Origin of the sequence: Ralstonia sp. 25mfcol4.1, from assembly GCF_900104095.1 — a bacterium.
In the GTDB taxonomy this organism is placed as follows: domain Bacteria; phylum Pseudomonadota; class Gammaproteobacteria; order Burkholderiales; family Burkholderiaceae; genus Cupriavidus.
The window spans coordinates 39,837-54,679 of record NZ_FNJO01000005.1 but is presented as its reverse complement, the minus strand read 5'-3'; the positions used below and the strand labels follow the sequence as shown (position 1 = coordinate 54,679).

Sequence of the window (14,843 nt, the reverse complement as noted above, 5' to 3'; positions counted from 1 at the left end):
ACACCCATGAGCATCCATGGCAAGGCATACATCGTCGGGGCCTACGAGCACCCGACCCGCAAGGCACCGGACAAGACCGTGCCGCAACTGCACGCCGAGAGCGCCCGCGGCGCGCTAGAAGACGCCGGCCTGACGCTGGCCGACGTGGACGGCTACTTCTGCGCCGGTGACGCGCCCGGACTGGGCATGGTCAACATGGTCGACTACCTGGGCCTGAACGCGCGCCACGTCGATTCGAGCGAAATGGGCGGATCGTCCTATATCGCGCACGTCTCGCACGCGGCGCAGGCGATTGCCGCCGGCAAGTGCAACGTGGCGCTGATCACGCTGGCCGGGCGCCCGCGCTCGGAGGGCTCCAGCGGCATGCAGGCCCGCAACTGGGGCGCGAACCTGCCCGACCAGCCGTTCGAGGCGCCGTTCAGCCCGGTGACGGTCAACCTGTACGCGATGGTGGCGCAGCGCCACATGTACGAGTTCGGCACCACGCCCGAGCAGCTTGCGTGGATCAAGGTGGCGGCCTCGCATCACGCGCAGCACAACCCGAACGCGATGTTGCGTGAACGGGTGACGGTCGAGGACGTGCTGAACTCGCCGATGATCTCCGATCCGCTGCACCGGCTGGACTGCTGCGTGGTATCCGACGGCGGCGGTGCGCTGGTGGTGGCACGCCCCGAGATCGCGGCGAAGCTGAACCGGCCGAAGATCAAGGTGCTGGGCGCGGGCGAACACGTCAAGGGCCTGCTGGGCGGCCAGGTGGACCTGTCCTGGTCGGCCGCACGCGTGTCCGGTGCGGCAGCATTTGCCGAGGCTGGCGTCACCCCGTCCGATATCCAGTACGCGTCGATCTACGACAGCTTCACCATCACCGTGCTGATGCAGCTCGAAGACCTGGGGTTCTGCAAGAAGGGCGAAGGCGGAAAGTTCGTGATGGACGGCAACCTGATCTCGGGCGTGGGCAAGCTGCCGGTCAACACCGATGGCGGCGGGCTGTGCAACAACCACCCGGCCAATCGCGGCGGCATCACCAAGGTGATCGAGGCCGTACGACAGCTGCGCGGCGAAGCCCATCCGGCCGTGCAGGTCAAGAACTGCCAGCTTGCGCTGGCCCAGGGGACCGGCGGCTACATGGGATCGCGCCATGGCTCGGCCACCCTGATCCTGGAACGCGAATAAGCGCGAGGCTAACGATGACCACTCCCTACGTTCCCACCGTTCTCAAGGCTCCGGACGAACTGCCGGACAACGCCCCCTTCTGGCAAGCCGCCCGCGAAGGCCGCCTGCTGGTGCGCCACTGCAAGTCGTGCGGCAAGCCCCACTGGTATCCACGTGCGCTGTGCCCGTTTTGCCTGGGCGACACCGACTGGAAGGACGCCAGCGGCCTGGGCGAGATCTACTCGTTCAGCATCACCCGCCGCGCCGGTCCCAATCCGTTCTGCATCGCCTATGTGAAGCTCGATGAAGGCGTGACCATGCTCACCCATATCGTCGATACCGACCTGGACAGCGTGCGTATCGGCCAGCGCGTGAAGGTGCGCTTTGCCGAGACAGAAGGCGGCGCGCCCGTGCCCGTCTTCGCGCCGGTCGAAGCGGCCTGAGCGGAGCAGCCGATGGCAATCCACTACCAGCACCTGCGCAACCGCGTCTTTCCCCCGGTGCGCCAGCACTACACGATGCGCGACACCATGCTGTACGCGCTGAGCCTGGGCCTGGGCAACGACCCGATGAACGCGTCGGCCCTCCCCTTCGTCTACGAAGGCACGCCGGGCGGGCTGCGCGCGCTGCCCTCGCAGGCAGTAGTGCTGGGCTATCCGGGCTTCTGGGCCCGCGAGCCCGATACCGGCATCGACTGGGTCAAGCTGTTGCACGGTGAACAGCGGCTGCGGCTGCATCGGCCGCTGCCTGCGGATGCCGAGGTGGTAGGTCATAACCGCATCACCCATCTGACCGACAAGGGCGCGGGCAAGGGCGCCATCATGGTCACCGAGCGCCGGCTGGAAACCGTACAGGGCGAGCTGCTGGCCACGATCCAGCAAGTGTCGTTCCTGCGCGGCGACGGCGGCTACAGCGCACTGGATGGTGGCCAGCCCAGCGACGAACCGCTGCCGGCACTGCCGCCGGTGCCCGAAGACCGTCCGCCGGATTTCGTCGATACCCAGCCCACGCGGCCAGAGGCGGCGCTGCTGTACCGCCTGATGGGCGACTTCAATCCGCTGCACGCCGATCCCGCCGTGGCAGGTGCCGCCGGATTCGAGCGGCCCATCCTGCATGGCCTGGCCAGCTACGGGCTGGTGGCCCACGCGTTGCTGCGGCAGTGCGCGGACCATGACCCGGCGCGGCTGCGCGCGTTCGATATCCGCTTTGCCGCGCCTGTGTTCCCCGGCGAGACGCTGGTGACCGAGATCTGGCGCGATCCGCAACATGCCGGCCAGTTCCAGTTGCGCGCCAGGGTGCTGGAACGCGACAAGGTCGTGCTCAGCCATGGCTGGGCCGAGATTGCCTGATTGCGCCCCTCCGAATTCGTCTGATTCCTTCGTCATGACCGCTTCCAACGAACCTACCCCCGGCCTGCCGCCGCCGTCGCCGCAGACCGGCGCACTGAGCCATCTCCGCGTGCTGGACCTGTCGCGCGTGCTGGCGGGCCCATGGTGTACCCAGAACCTGGCCGACATGGGCGCCGACGTCATCAAGATCGAGAAGCCCGGCGCCGGCGACGACACCCGCCATTGGGGGCCGCCGTACCTGGAAGGCGATGACGGGCCCACGCGCCAGGCCAGCTACTTCGCGGCGTGCAACCGCAACAAACGCTCGGTGACGGTGGACATCGCCACGGCCGAGGGCCAGAAGCTGGTGCGCGACCTGGCGCAGCAGAGCGACGTGGTCATCGAGAACTACAAGACCGGCAGCCTCAAACGCTACGGGCTCGACTACGAGACGCTCAGCGCGCTGAACCCGCGCCTGGTCTACTGCTCGATTACCGGCTTCGGCCAGACCGGGCCCTATGCCGCGCGGCCCGGTTACGACCTGCTGGTGCAGGCCATGAGCGGGTTGATGAGCATCACGGGCCAGCCCGATGGCGAACCGGGCGGCGGCCCGTTGCGCGTGGGCGTGGCGGTGATCGACGTGTTCACGGGCATGTATGCCACCACGGCCATCCTTGGCGCGATCGAGGCCCGCCACCACACCGGGCGCGGCCAGCGCATCGACATCGCGCTGCTCGACGTGGCCATGGCGGTACTGGCCAACCAGGGGGCGGGCTACCTGAACGCCGGCGTGGTGCCGACGCGCCAGGGCAATGTACATCCGAGCGTGGTGCCCTACCAGGACTTTCCGACCCGGGACGGCAACATGCTGCTGGCCATCGGCAATGACGGGCAGTTCGCGCGCTTTTGCGAGGTAGCCGGTGTCGACTGGGCACGCGACGAGCGTTACGCCACCAACAGCGCCCGCGTCGTTCATCGCGACACGCTGATTCCGATGATGAGCGATGTCACACGCGCCAGGCCGACGCACGAATGGATCGGCCTGCTTGAGGCGGCTTCGGTGCCCTGCGGCCCGATCAACGACATCGGGCAGGCGTTCGCCGACGAGCACGTGCAGCATCGCGGACTGCGCGTGGAGCAGTATCGCTATGCGACCTCCGACCGTCCCGAGGCCGATACCGTGAACCGGATCTGCTCCACCGCCAGCCCGCTACGGTTGTCCGACACGCCGCCCACGCTGCGCCACGCGCCGCCCGCGCTGGGCCAGCACACGGACGAAGTGCTGCGCGATTGCCTGGGCCTCGGCCCGCAGGACGTGGCGGACCTGCGCGCCAAGGGCGTACTCTAGCCGGCGGCGGACATGCGGCTCAGCATCGAGTCGGTGTTGCATCTGCGCGTGGCGCGGCTTGCGCCGGCGTTCCCGGTAACGGTCACGGCCACGCGTGGCACGGCCGTTTTACGGCGCGACGGCTTCGACCGCATGCTGGTGCCACGCCTGCCGTGCCGGGTCGAAGCGTTCCAGGGCTTCGACCTGCTGATGGCCGGCAGCATGGCGCAGCCAGCCGGTTGCCGGATCGACATCGCGCCAGCAACCGACCATTCCGATCAGCCGCTGCTCCATCGCGTGCTGTCGCGGCGCATTTTCCTGCAACCCGATCTGCCATGGAGTGCCGGGTTCGCTGCCGGCTTGCTGGGCGTGTCGCCCGAACGTATCCGGCGCGCACTGTTTGCGGAAGGCGCGGCCTTCGGAGACCTGTGCCGGACGCAGCGGCTGATGCGGCTGCTGTTCGAGGCGCCACACGAGCGCGCCGGCCTGCCGTCGCTGAAACGCGGCGTAGGCTGGCCGCCGGGCCAAGACGTGGAATCATCATTCCATGACAGATTCGGCATCACGCTCGATCTGCTGCGACATGTCACGGCCGCCGACGATGTGCTGCGTCATGCGGGGCCACCCCTACGGGCCGCGCCGCCTGCCGCGCACTATTGGCCCAGCCTATCCCCCGCATAACAAACCGGTCTTGGACGCTATACCCGGAAAGGCGGATCATCGCGATCAACGGTTTTCCCCACCCACCGGAGTCTTCGATGAAGTCCGCCCTGCTCGCCCTGTGTGGCGCAGCCTCCCTCCTTGCCTCGCTGTCCGCCGTTGCCGGTCCCGACTTTGCCGTGATCGAGCGCGCGCGTGCCAACGCCCATCAGCGTCAGCAGGTCAAGCCCGCCGCATGCCATTGCGACACCGCGGCCGGCACCGGCCCGGGCGCCACCACCGGCATCCCGTCGGCCAGCGCGCCGAAGGCGGCTCTCGCGCCGATCCATACCAGCTGACACCGCCGGCAGGCAAATTCCTGCTCAGGCCCCTGTCAGCGCCGCCACACGGCCCGCTTCGGCCACGAAATCGATGAACCGACGCACCCGCACCGGAATATGGGTGCGGTGCGGGTAGTACATATAGAGACCGACATTGTTGCTGTCGAACTGCCGCAGGATGGGTATCAGGCGGCCGGCGGCGACGTCGTCGCGAACCAGGAACATCGACAGCTGGCCGATCCCCATGCCGGCCCGCACGGCGGCGATCTCGGTCTGCACGTCGTTGAAGGTTGCCACGGCGGGCACGTCCTGGAATACCAGGTCGCCGTCGATGCTCAGTTCCCACGGCACCATGCGGCCTGTCACGGGCCGCCGGAAGCCGGTGCAGGCGTGCCGCAGCAGTTCGTCCAGCGTGCGGGGTTCGCCATGCCGTTCCAGGTAGGCCGGCGCCGCGCAGATGACCAGCGGCAGGTCGGCCAGCCGGCGCGCCACCAGGTTCTGGCCCGGGCTTGTGCCCGACCGGAAGCCGACATCGATGCGTGATTCGACCAGGTCCGTAAAAAGATCGCTCAGTTGCAGGTCGAACGTGATGCCTGGATGCGTCGCCCGGAACTGCTGCATCAGCGGCACCAGCACGTGGGTGCCGACCGATGGCGGCGCGGTCAGCCGGATCAGGCCATCGTCCTCGCTTTTGGCACTGCGCACCTGCGCCAGGGCTTCGTCGAGCTGACGCAGCCCGGGGTCGGCCAGTTCGAACAGCCGGGCGCCTTCGTCCGTCAGGCTCAGCTTGCGGGTGGTGCGATGCAACAGCCGCACGCCCAGGTCTTCCTCCAGCGTGCGCACGGCCTTGCTGACGGCCTGGGGCGTGACGCCGGCCTCCACTGCGGCACGGGCAAAACTCCTGGCCCGTACCACGCCCAGAAACAGTGTCAAGACGCGTGCCCTGTCCATAATCCTCGCGATGTATTCACAACCTGCGGTTGGCAATGGTGCAAGAATACCTGACCGGGAATCCGGGGCGGCCGCCTGAATCTCCTAAGTCGCTTTTCGAAAACATTCACTTCGGCGCTGGCGGGCAATCGGGGAACATCGGTTCCATCCGCATCGATCCCCAGGAATCCAGCCACCCATGTCCGCCTGCGGCAGCCAGCGCGGCGCCACCGTCCGACTGTCCCTGCGCCACAGGCTGGCCGGCCTGACGGCTGCGGCGGCGCTCGCCCTCCCGGGCATTGCCCACGCATGGACGGCCGGCGGCAGCGGCGGCGCGGCGGCAGCGACGGCATCGCCCGATACGCATTCGGGTCCGTATCGCGGCATCGTCGGCCCGGTGGGAACCCCGGAACCCGCGCCGCCCGAACCGCCGCTGTGGGACCGCGCGCTGCCCTTCTTCGCCCAGCGCGTGATCGACAAGGGCTACAACCTGCCCAATCCGTACGACATCGGCTACTCGTACTTTGACGGCTACCAGCGCTACCAGCTCAGCGACCTGCAGGTATCCGCCGGCAACAATCCGCTGCGCGCGGCCGATTTTGTCCAGTTCCAGCAGTCGCGCATCCATAACACGTCGAACCAGGTGCAGGTGGGGGCCTGGCTGTTTCCGTTCATGAATGTGTACGGGATCGTCGGCAACGTGCAGGGCAGCGGATCGATCGACATCGGCTTTTCGTCGCTGACCGATCTGGAACGCTTCTTCGGCATCAACGTCGGCTGTGGCGGGCGTCGGCCACGGGCAGCGTGCAGCCAGCCGATCAAGCTGCCCACGCAACACGCCAACTACAGCGGGCACACCTACGGCGGCGGCTTCACGCTGGTGGGCACTTACAAGCATCTGTTCTTTTCGCTGCCGGTGACATACACGGTGGCGGACATCACCATGTCCGAGACGCCCATCAAGTCGATCAACATCGGGCCGCGCGTGGGCTGGAATATCCGGCTGGGCCATGGGCTGGGGCTGCTGACCCCGTATGTCGGCGCCACGTACTTTCGCACGCGCGCCACCATCACTGGCCATTTCGACGTGCCCCTGCCCGACACCGACGGCCAGACCGCGCGGCTGAACTACCAGATCGGCGAGCATGTGACGGGATACTGGAGCGGCTCTGTCGGCGCCAGCTGGACGATCAACCGCAGCTTCGGCCTGCTGATGGAGATCGGCTATGGCTATAACCGCAACAACATCATCGCCACCGGCTTCTTCCGGTTCTGACGACCATGCGCACCGCCCCGCTTACGGCTTCTCTCTGCACGATGCTGCTGGCGGGCTGCGCCGGTAGCGCCGTGGCGCAGACCGCCGCCGCCGACGCTGCGCCGGAGTCCAAACCCGGGCCCGAGCACGTGAGCTGGATCGACAAGGTGCTGAACAAGCTTGGCGCGTCGAAGGAAGTGGACCTGAGCCACGGCATCGACTGGGGCGTGCTGCCCGGGCCGTTCTACAACCCCGAGATGGGACTGGGCGTCGGGGCCGCCGCGGTAGGCCTGTACAAGCCGAAAAACGCCGGGAAGGACACGCAGCTGTCGACGCTGAACCTGCACGGCTTCCTGACCACCTCGGGCGCCGTGGGCATCGGCGTGGACAACAACACGTTCTTCGCCGACGACAGCTATCGCTTTGTCTTCAGCGGCGCCCTGATCAACATGCCGACCTCGTATTGGGGCATCGGCTACGACAACGCCATCAACGACGCCAACAAGGAAGGCTACACGCGGCGCGGCATCGTGGTGCAGCCCCGCGTCATGGTGCGGGTGCGCCCCAATATCTACGTGGGCGGCGGCTACGATTTCGAATACGACAATGCCGCCCAGCTGGACCGCGGCGCCAGCAGCGCACTGGCCACCGACCCGCACGGCACGCGCGTGCTCAGCAGCGGCCTGACCGCGCATTTCTCGTACGACACGCGCGACTTCCTGCCCAACCCTTACAAGGGTCAGGCGCTGCTGGTCAATGGCACGGTCTACCGGCGTGCCATCGGCAGCGACAACGACTTCGAAGCGCTGGAAATCATCTACGACAATTACTTCCGGATGCGCGAGCGCGATGTGCTGGCCTTCGACATCTACGGCAAGTTCAACTGGGGCGACGTGCCGTGGAGCATGATGTCCAAGCTTGGCGACAACCGGCGCATGCGCGGCTATTTCATGGGCCAGTATCGCGACAAGGCCATGCTGACCGCGCAGGTGGAATACCGCTAGCATATCGCAGGACGCCAGGGCATGGTGTTCTGGGCCGGCACCGGCGCCATCGCCGGCAACCCCGGCGCACTGACGTCGGCCCACTGGCTGCCGAACGCCGGCGTGGGTTACCGCTTCGAGTTCAAGCCACGCGTCAACGTGCGGTTCGACGTCGGCGTCGGCCGCAACACCAAGGGCGTCTACTTCCAGATCAACGAGGCGTTCTGAAGCCCCGGCGTCTTCGAGGGACAGGAAAGCGCCGCGGACCCTTCGGCCCGCGGCGCCTTGATGCGTGACGCAGCCCGGAATTACTTGCCCAGCTTCATGCTGGTGGGATCGGCGGTCAGGTAACCGACCGAGGCGCCCAGGCCGTTCTTGTAGTTGGCGAACACCAGCGGCTCCACCTGCGCCTTGACCTGCGTCTTGATGCCGTCACCAGCGTGCTGGAAGTTGCTCATGATGTAGGTCCAGCCGTTGATCTCGTCCACGGCGTGCAGGCCCGTCGATTCCGCGCCCGCCGGCACCGACATCAGGCGCGACAGCTTCTTCGTGTCGACGTTGTACGCCCACAGGAAGTTGTTGGTGTGGCGGCTGCTGTCCTCGCCGATGAACAGCGTGCGCAGCTTTTCCGAGAACTTGAGGTTGTCCGGGTTGCCGAGGGTTTCCGGGTCCGACGTATTGCCCAGCGCATCAGCCGTGATGTCCTTGCCGACGATCAGCGCCTGGGTATGCACAGGCATCCATTCGCTGTTGATGGCGGCGCCAGACGTATCCTTCTGGCCGCCTGCCAGCTTGTGCTGCAGCACGCCGCCCGAGTTGATCGCAGCCGGCACGCCGATACCGCTCTCGGCGTACCAGCCCTTGGCCGTATTGTTTATCACCATCGAATCGACGATGTTCTGCAGCGCGGAGTAGGCGATCTTGTCCTTGATATTGACCGTCGTGCCTTCCATCTTGGTGAAGCCCATGCTGCCGCCCATCAGGGCTGCGTAGCGGTGGGTTTCCAGGAATGCGGCGACCAGTTCCTTGCCCGGCTTGACGCGGACCCACTGCGCGGCACCGCTCAGCATGATCTTCGTGTACGTCGTATCGGCCGGATCGGTACCCGAGTAATCCATGATGTCGGCGAACGTGTGCGACTTGGCCCAGGCTTCCACCTGCGCGCTCGTGGCATGGCCCAGCTTGATCCAGGTGAGGTCGGCGCCGGCGGCAGCAGGGTCCACCGAGAAGCCCGAACCGACCTTGGCCACGTAGAGCGTACCGGCCGACAGGTCCTTTTCCTTGTCGGCGACGAACACGAACAGGCCGCTGTTGGTGGCGTCGTCGCCCATCAGCACAGTGCGGTTGTCAGGCATCACCTGCACCAGCTCGTGCGAGATACGGCCCACGCAGTAGTGTTTCTTGATGGAGCCCGTGCCGTCGGGGTTGACCGTGACTTCCGGCAGGTGGCCGTACAGGTACGGGTTGAACTTGACCGTCGAGGTACCGTACAGGTTCAGCGCATAGTCGATGCACTGCTGGTTCGTGTCGGCGGTGCGCGCGTCCGGCTCGTACTCTTCGCTCGACAGGTGGGTGTTCCACGGCGACAGGCTGGCGCCGCAGGTGATCCACAGGCCGTTGGCCCCCGACGTGTCCACGTTGTGGTACTTCACCAGCGTCAGCTTGCCGGTGGCGGGGTCCTGGTCCAGCGTCAGTACGGCAATCGGGGACGGCAGGCGGCCGTACATGTCCTTGGCCTTGGCCTGGTCCCACGTCGTGTATTCGAACTGCACCACGGCGAAGACCGTGTTGCCCTTCACGCCGGCAACCTTGGCGCCGTCGATCTTCAGCAGCGACGTGCCGTCCGGCGAATCGGAGAAGAACTGTTTGGCGCCGGTCACCGACGGATCGATGATCGGGCTGTTGTTGATGTTGAAGTAGCCGCCGGCCAGGATCTGGCCGCCATTGCCGTCCGGCACCATGTCGCCGGTCATGAAGAACGGCTGGTACGCCAGCTTGTAGGTCTGCGTGCTGCCGTCGCTCAGCTTCACCGACAGGCTGGAGCCGACCGTGGTCGTGGCCATGGCGGCCGGGTTGCTCAGCGAAGGCGCGGCCATGCCCGTGAACTCGGCCGAAACGAAGCTCGGCGTGACCGTGGCCGGGGGCGTGGTACCGCCCGGGGTCACCGCTGCAGGCGCATCGTCGCCGCCGCCGCAACCAGCCAGCAGCGAGGTGGAAGCCAGGCCCAGCGGCAGCATCGGCGCGCCGGCCAGGAGTTTCAGGGCCTTGCGGCGCGAAGCGTCAGGTTTTTCGAACATCTGTATGGTTCCCGTCTGGTTGTTATCGAACGCGCCCTGCCAATGGCCGGCCATTCGCCTTGTGAGGTCGGCGGCACAAGGCCGCGCCGGAACGCATCCTATGGCGCGTTTATGACAACAAGTTGAACCCGACGTGAATGACCCATACATCCAACACCCTGTTGCATGTCCCGCCGCGGGCCGGTACAAATCGCGGGCGAAAAAAACGCCGCAGCCAGGATCTGGCCGCAGCGTGTCAATTCGCCGGTCCGCACGACACCCACTATGTCGCCCGTTGCACCCCATTTCTGGTTCGACCGGCTTGTCCTTTCATGGCAGAGGAAAACCGCCACGGAACGGATCGTAATGGCCGCCGATGTCCGTCTCATGACAACGTGTCTTGACATACGGTCAGGCCAATCCATGGCCGATGTTTGACCTGGGAGAGCGGTAGACCGGGCTTCGAATGGCTACCGGAGTGTGGTGAAAATCAAACGGATACCGGAAACCACTCCGGATTTTTTCTCATGAGCACCACAAATTCAGGTATCTGGGGAATATGTCATCTTTAGCCTATTGAAGTGATCAATCGGGCCGGCTATGGTTCTGCGCATAATATTTTCCCCGGCAATATATGCAACCCTGTGCATATATTGTTCGCCCCAGTCGGAAAAACAATGATCCATTCCATGACGGGACGCTCCCTGCGTCTCCAGCCGCCCTCATCCCCGGCCCCTTCGGGTCACGCCGGCGCGCGTCCGCGCGCCCGATTCCGTTTATCCGTTTTGTAGCAACCCGTAGCAACCGTCGCCATTCCCGGGCCAAAACGTCTCTGAAAGCCCGGCACGGCGACAACCTCTGGAGGTAATCCGCGCCGAGGGTGTGACGGGGTCAACCGACGGGCCACCCAGACCCGGCGGACGCGCCAGACTGCACGGACGGATTACCGAGGATCCACGACTGGAGAACATCCAATGAGCAGTGTTATGAATGAAGGTGGCATGCCGTCCCAAGGGCCGGCGCCGTTCTTCTCGAAAGAAGCGACCTACGCCAAACCGGGATTTTCGCGCTGGATGGTGCCGCCCGCCGCGCTTGCGGTACATCTCTGTATCGGCCAGGCCTATGCATTCTCGGTTTTCAATGCCCCCCTTTCCAAGGTGATCGGCATTACCGAATCCGTGGCTGACGACTGGAAGCTGACCACGCTGGGCTGGATTTTCTCGCTGGCGATTTTCTTCCTGGGCATTTCGGCCGCATTTGCCGGCAAATGGCTGGAGCGCGTCGGCCCGCGCCGCACGATGTTCACGGCGGCCTGCTGCTTTGGCGGCGGCTTCCTGATTTCCGCGCTGGGCGTCTATACCCATCAGATCGTCCTGCTTTACCTGGGGTACGGCGTGCTGGGCGGCATCGGTCTGGGTCTGGGCTATGTGTCGCCGGTGTCGACGCTGATCCGCTGGTTCCCCGACCGTCGCGGCATGGCGACCGGCATGGCCATCATGGGCTTCGGCGGCGGCGCGATGATCGCCGCGCCGCTGTCGGTGGCGCTGATGAACTACTTCAAGAGCGCCACCTCGGTGGGCGTGACCCAGACCTTCCTGGTCATGGGCGTGGGCTACTTCATCTCGATGACCATCGGCTCGCTGGCGATCCGCGTCCCGCCGCCGGGCTGGAAGCCCGAAGGCTGGACCCCGCCCGTGGTCGAGAACAAGATGATCACGCGTAACCACGTGCATATCGACGAGGCACTGAAGACGCCGCAGTTCTACCTGCTGTGGCTGGTGCTGTTCCTGAACGTGACGGCCGGCATCGGCGTGCTCGGCCAGGCGTCGCTGCTGATCCAGGAAAGCTTCAAGGGCAGCGTGACCGCCGCGGCCGCCGCCGGCTTCGTGGGCCTGCTGTCGCTGTTCAACATGGGTGGCCGCTTCTTCTGGGCCTCGTCGTCGGACTGGATCGGCCGCAAGAACACCTACTTCGTGTTCTTCGCGCTGGGTGCCGTGCTGTACTGGCTGGTGCCGCAACTGGGCGCCAGCGGCAATATCGCGCTGTTCGTGCTGGGCTACTGCGTGATCATGTCGATGTACGGCGGCGGTTTCGCCACCATCCCGGCCTACCTGGCCGACATGTTCGGTACCGCCTTCGTGGGCGGCATCCACGGCCGCCTGCTGACCGCCTGGGCGGCGGCAGGCATCGCCGGCCCGGTGCTGGTGAATTACATCCGCGAATACCAGGTGGCGCACGGCGTGACGGGGGCCGAAGCCTACGCCATGACGCTGCACATCATGGCCGGCCTGCTGGTGGTGGGCTTCATCTGCAACCTGCTGGTGTCGCGCGTCAACGCGAAGCACCACATGAGCGATGCCGACGTGGCCCGGCTGGGCGCCAGCGCCGGCGCGGCCCATTGATCAGGAGTCACAAATGGATAACCAGAACCTCAACGCGCAACCGACCAACAAGGGCCTGCTGGCCGCCTTCTGGCTCTATGTGCTTGTCCCGCTGGTCTGGGGGGTGTCAAACACCATCACCCAGGCGATGAAGCTGTTCCAGTAAGCGCCTGCCCGCGCCGGGCAAGCACCGAAGGCCGCAATCGCTTGCGGCCTTTTTTTGTTTTTTGCGGCAACGCACGGCTGAAATGCTGCATTCCCCACGCCAGCCTTGCACATTGCCGCCGGCTTCATACACTTGACGGGGCCTACCTACCCTTGGAGTTCACATGAAGATCGACCTGTCGGGCAAGACCGCCCTGGTAACCGGATCCACCGCCGGCATCGGCTTTGCCACGGCGCGCGGCCTGGCCGGCTCGGGCGCACGCGTGATTCTCAATGGCCGCAGCCAGGCCAGTGTCGACAAGGCCATCGCGGCGCTGAAGGCCGCCGTGCCCGATGCCAACGTGGCTGGCTTTGCCGGCGACCTGGTCGATGCCGGGGTCTGCGACACGCTCGTCAAGACCCATCCCGACGTCGACATCCTGGTGAACAACCTGGGCATCTTCCAGCCGCAGGACTTCTTCGAGATCCCGGACAGCGAATGGTCGCGCTTCTTCGAGGTCAACGTGCTGACCGGGGTGCGGCTGTCGCGTGCCTATGCGCCGGGCATGGTCCAGCGCAAATGGGGCCGCATCGTATTCGTGGCCTCGGAGTCGGGCGTCAACATCCCGGTGGAGATGATCCACTACGGGTTCACCAAGACCGCCCAGCTGGCGGTGTCGCGCGGCCTGGCCAAGCGGCTGGCCGGCACCGGCGTAACGGTGAACTCGGTGCTGCCCGGCCCCACGCTGTCCGAGGGCGTGGAAGCCATGCTCAAGGATGACATCGCAAAGACCGGCAAATCCGCCGAAGAGGTGGCGGCCGATTTCGTCAAGGCACACCGGAGCACCTCGCTGATCCAGCGCGCGGCCACGGTCGACGAGGTGGCCAACATGATCGTCTACGCGTGCTCGAAGCAGGCGTCGGCCACCACGGGCGCCGCGCTGCGCGTGGATGGCGGCGTGGTCGACACCATCCTCTGAACGAAGGGCTGCCGGCAGCCTACCCGCGGCGGTGGCGCACCAGCGCGGCCGCCATGGCCGCAGAGGCGCCCACCACCAGCGCCGTCGTCAGGACCGGATGGCGGGTGGAGGCCGTATAGGGACACGATTTCATTGTCCGGCGGTCTCCGGTCCGCTCTATCAGACTGTTGCCGGCGGCGTGCAGCGCGTTGTCGTCGCGCGGCCCCGCCGGCATGTCGGTCTGCTGGGCGCGGCCCATGAAGCGCCGCATGAAGCGGTCGAACGCGTGCGGCGCGTAGTACGCCGCTGCCGAATACGCCTTGGCGGCTGCCCCGACGAACATGTCGCGACGCGGGTGCTCCGCGGCAAACAGGATCGCTTCCGCGGCCATCGATGGGTCGTAGAGCGGCGACGCCTGCTTTGGCTCCACGTGCAGGAAGTTCTTCGCATGGGTGACGATGGGCGTATCCATCCCAGCGGCCTTGATCAGCGTGACCGATACCGGCGCCTTTTCCTGCTCCAGCTCCAGCCGCAGCGTGTCGGTAAAGCCCTTGATCGCATGTTGCGACGCCACATACGCGCTTTGCAGCGGCAGCGGACAGTCGCAGGACTCGCTTCCCATGTTGATGATGGCCCCGCCGTTCTGGCGCAGGTGCGCCACGGCGGCCAGCGATCCGTGGACCACGCCCCAGTAGTTCGTTTCGAACAGCCGCCGGTGATCTTCGAGGGGCACATCGTCATGACGGCCGAAGATCGTCACGCCGGCATTGTTGATCCAGGTATCGAAGCCGCCAAAGCGGTCAATGGCCGACTGCGCCACCTGCGCCACGTCCTCGTGCTTGCCGACATCGGCGGCGACGGTGATGACCTCGGTACCGTGTTCGCGAAGTTCCTCGGCCAGTTTTTGCAATGCATCCTCGCCGCGGGCCACCAGAACCAGCTTGGCGCCCAGCCCGGCCGCCTTGCGCGCCGTGATAAGCCCCACGCCGCTCGTAGCGCCCGTCAGCACGATGACCTGTGAGCCAATCTTCTTCAGCATCTTCATGTTGCCCCTCTAGCTGCGATGAAAAGGAATTGGGCCGCGCCCCTGGCTGTCGTCGCACATCCCGTGCCCGCGCAGGGCGACCC

Annotated in this window: 15 protein-coding genes; 12 read left to right on the top strand and 3 right to left on the bottom strand. The window is 65.9% G+C overall.

Going from position 1 to position 14,843, the window contains the following annotated elements; genetic code table 11:
- Window positions 1–6: 6 nt before the first annotated feature.
- The 6 genes from BLQ58_RS10670 to BLQ58_RS10645 all read left to right on the top strand — a co-directional run bounded on the left by BLQ58_RS10670 (window position 7) and on the right by BLQ58_RS10645 (window position 4,805).
- Window positions 7–1,173 carry a thiolase domain-containing protein gene (locus tag BLQ58_RS10670; RefSeq protein WP_092597537.1) on the top strand — a complete coding sequence of 389 codons (1,167 nt, stop codon included), beginning with the start codon at window positions 7–9 and terminating at the stop codon, window positions 1,171–1,173.
- Window positions 1,174–1,187: 14 nt separating this feature from the next.
- Window positions 1,188–1,595, top strand: coding sequence for a Zn-ribbon domain-containing OB-fold protein (locus BLQ58_RS10665; protein ID WP_092597534.1), 408 nt, complete (start codon window positions 1,188–1,190; stop codon window positions 1,593–1,595).
- 12 nt (window positions 1,596–1,607) lie between these two features.
- A complete protein-coding gene (locus tag BLQ58_RS10660; protein WP_092597531.1) occupies window positions 1,608–2,501 on the top strand; it encodes a MaoC family dehydratase in 894 nt (297 codons plus the stop codon).
- Between the two features lie 34 nt (window positions 2,502–2,535).
- The gene (locus BLQ58_RS10655; protein ID WP_092597528.1) at window positions 2,536–3,828 is read left to right on the top strand and encodes a CaiB/BaiF CoA transferase family protein; all 1,293 of its coding nucleotides are present in this window, start codon (window positions 2,536–2,538) and stop codon (window positions 3,826–3,828) included.
- A 12-nt stretch (window positions 3,829–3,840) separates the two neighbouring features.
- Entirely contained in the window at window positions 3,841–4,488 is a 648-nt protein-coding gene (locus BLQ58_RS10650; protein WP_092597525.1) for a hypothetical protein, read from the top strand.
- Window positions 4,489–4,565: 77 nt separating this feature from the next.
- Window positions 4,566–4,805 carry a hypothetical protein gene (locus BLQ58_RS10645; RefSeq protein WP_092597522.1) on the top strand — a complete coding sequence of 80 codons (240 nt, stop codon included), beginning with the start codon at window positions 4,566–4,568 and terminating at the stop codon, window positions 4,803–4,805.
- 24 nt (window positions 4,806–4,829) lie between these two features.
- On the opposite strand, the gene BLQ58_RS10640 is transcribed toward BLQ58_RS10645, so the two are convergent.
- Window positions 4,830–5,738 (bottom strand): LysR family transcriptional regulator, encoded by a 909-nt coding sequence (locus BLQ58_RS10640; protein WP_092597519.1) that lies wholly within the window; start codon window positions 5,736–5,738, stop codon window positions 4,830–4,832.
- Window positions 5,739–5,916: 178 nt separating this feature from the next.
- On the opposite strand from BLQ58_RS10640, the gene BLQ58_RS10635 reads away from it, so the two are divergent.
- From BLQ58_RS10635 to BLQ58_RS29455, 3 genes are read left to right on the top strand one after another with little or no spacing between them, the layout of a single operon-like run.
- Window positions 5,917–6,993: a hypothetical protein gene (locus tag BLQ58_RS10635; RefSeq protein WP_254775890.1), complete on the top strand. Its 1,077-nt coding sequence runs from the start codon at window positions 5,917–5,919 to the stop codon at window positions 6,991–6,993.
- A gap of 5 nt (window positions 6,994–6,998) precedes the next feature.
- The gene (locus BLQ58_RS10630) at window positions 6,999–7,976 is read left to right on the top strand and encodes a BamA/TamA family outer membrane protein (RefSeq protein ID WP_254775889.1); all 978 of its coding nucleotides are present in this window, start codon (window positions 6,999–7,001) and stop codon (window positions 7,974–7,976) included.
- A 21-nt stretch (window positions 7,977–7,997) separates the two neighbouring features.
- Window positions 7,998–8,183, top strand: coding sequence for a hypothetical protein (locus tag BLQ58_RS29455; protein ID WP_254775888.1), 186 nt, complete (start codon window positions 7,998–8,000; stop codon window positions 8,181–8,183).
- 80 nt (window positions 8,184–8,263) lie between these two features.
- On the opposite strand, the gene BLQ58_RS10625 is transcribed toward BLQ58_RS29455, so the two are convergent.
- Window positions 8,264–10,252, bottom strand: a complete 1,989-nt coding sequence (locus tag BLQ58_RS10625; RefSeq protein ID WP_092598062.1) for a PhoX family protein — start codon at window positions 10,250–10,252, stop codon at window positions 8,264–8,266.
- Between the two features lie 953 nt (window positions 10,253–11,205).
- Here BLQ58_RS10625 and BLQ58_RS10620 point away from each other — a divergent pair.
- The 3 genes from BLQ58_RS10620 (at window position 11,206) to BLQ58_RS10610 (ending at window position 13,736) form a co-directional block, all read left to right on the top strand.
- Window positions 11,206–12,633: an L-lactate MFS transporter gene (locus BLQ58_RS10620; RefSeq protein ID WP_092597516.1), complete on the top strand. Its 1,428-nt coding sequence runs from the start codon at window positions 11,206–11,208 to the stop codon at window positions 12,631–12,633.
- Window positions 12,634–12,646: 13 nt separating this feature from the next.
- Window positions 12,647–12,778 carry an MFS transporter small subunit gene (locus BLQ58_RS10615; RefSeq protein ID WP_092597513.1) on the top strand — a complete coding sequence of 44 codons (132 nt, stop codon included), beginning with the start codon at window positions 12,647–12,649 and terminating at the stop codon, window positions 12,776–12,778.
- A 163-nt stretch (window positions 12,779–12,941) separates the two neighbouring features.
- Window positions 12,942–13,736, top strand: coding sequence for an SDR family NAD(P)-dependent oxidoreductase (locus BLQ58_RS10610; protein WP_092597510.1), 795 nt, complete (start codon window positions 12,942–12,944; stop codon window positions 13,734–13,736).
- Between the two features lie 19 nt (window positions 13,737–13,755).
- Here the strand turns inward: BLQ58_RS10610 and BLQ58_RS10605 are convergent, their stop codons facing one another.
- Window positions 13,756–14,760: an SDR family oxidoreductase gene (locus tag BLQ58_RS10605; protein ID WP_092597507.1), complete on the bottom strand. Its 1,005-nt coding sequence runs from the start codon at window positions 14,758–14,760 to the stop codon at window positions 13,756–13,758.
- Window positions 14,761–14,843: the final 83 nt, after the last annotated feature.

Bases quoted from the DNA above. Each gene is read 5' to 3' on its own strand.
- BLQ58_RS10620 (WP_092597516.1), top strand. From the start codon at position 11,206: ATGAGCAGTGTTATGAATGAAGGTGGCATGCCGTCCCAAGGGCCGGCG.
- BLQ58_RS10660 (WP_092597531.1), top strand. From the start codon at position 1,608: ATGGCAATCCACTACCAGCACCTGCGCAACCGCGTCTTTCCCCCGGTG.
- BLQ58_RS10610 (WP_092597510.1), top strand. From the start codon at position 12,942: ATGAAGATCGACCTGTCGGGCAAGACCGCCCTGGTAACCGGATCCACC.
- BLQ58_RS10615 (WP_092597513.1), top strand. From the start codon at position 12,647: ATGGATAACCAGAACCTCAACGCGCAACCGACCAACAAGGGCCTGCTG.
- BLQ58_RS10665 (WP_092597534.1), top strand. From the start codon at position 1,188: ATGACCACTCCCTACGTTCCCACCGTTCTCAAGGCTCCGGACGAACTG.
- BLQ58_RS29455 (WP_254775888.1), top strand. From the start codon at position 7,998: ATGGTGTTCTGGGCCGGCACCGGCGCCATCGCCGGCAACCCCGGCGCA.
- BLQ58_RS10655 (WP_092597528.1), top strand. From the start codon at position 2,536: ATGACCGCTTCCAACGAACCTACCCCCGGCCTGCCGCCGCCGTCGCCG.
- BLQ58_RS10635 (WP_254775890.1), top strand. From the start codon at position 5,917: ATGTCCGCCTGCGGCAGCCAGCGCGGCGCCACCGTCCGACTGTCCCTG.
- BLQ58_RS10650 (WP_092597525.1), top strand. From the start codon at position 3,841: ATGCGGCTCAGCATCGAGTCGGTGTTGCATCTGCGCGTGGCGCGGCTT.
- BLQ58_RS10605 (WP_092597507.1), bottom strand. From the start codon at position 14,760: ATGAAGATGCTGAAGAAGATTGGCTCACAGGTCATCGTGCTGACGGGC.
- BLQ58_RS10645 (WP_092597522.1), top strand. From the start codon at position 4,566: ATGAAGTCCGCCCTGCTCGCCCTGTGTGGCGCAGCCTCCCTCCTTGCC.
- BLQ58_RS10625 (WP_092598062.1), bottom strand. From the start codon at position 10,252: ATGTTCGAAAAACCTGACGCTTCGCGCCGCAAGGCCCTGAAACTCCTG.
- BLQ58_RS10630 (WP_254775889.1), top strand. From the start codon at position 6,999: ATGCGCACCGCCCCGCTTACGGCTTCTCTCTGCACGATGCTGCTGGCG.
- BLQ58_RS10670 (WP_092597537.1), top strand. From the start codon at position 7: ATGAGCATCCATGGCAAGGCATACATCGTCGGGGCCTACGAGCACCCG.
- BLQ58_RS10640 (WP_092597519.1), bottom strand. From the start codon at position 5,738: ATGGACAGGGCACGCGTCTTGACACTGTTTCTGGGCGTGGTACGGGCC.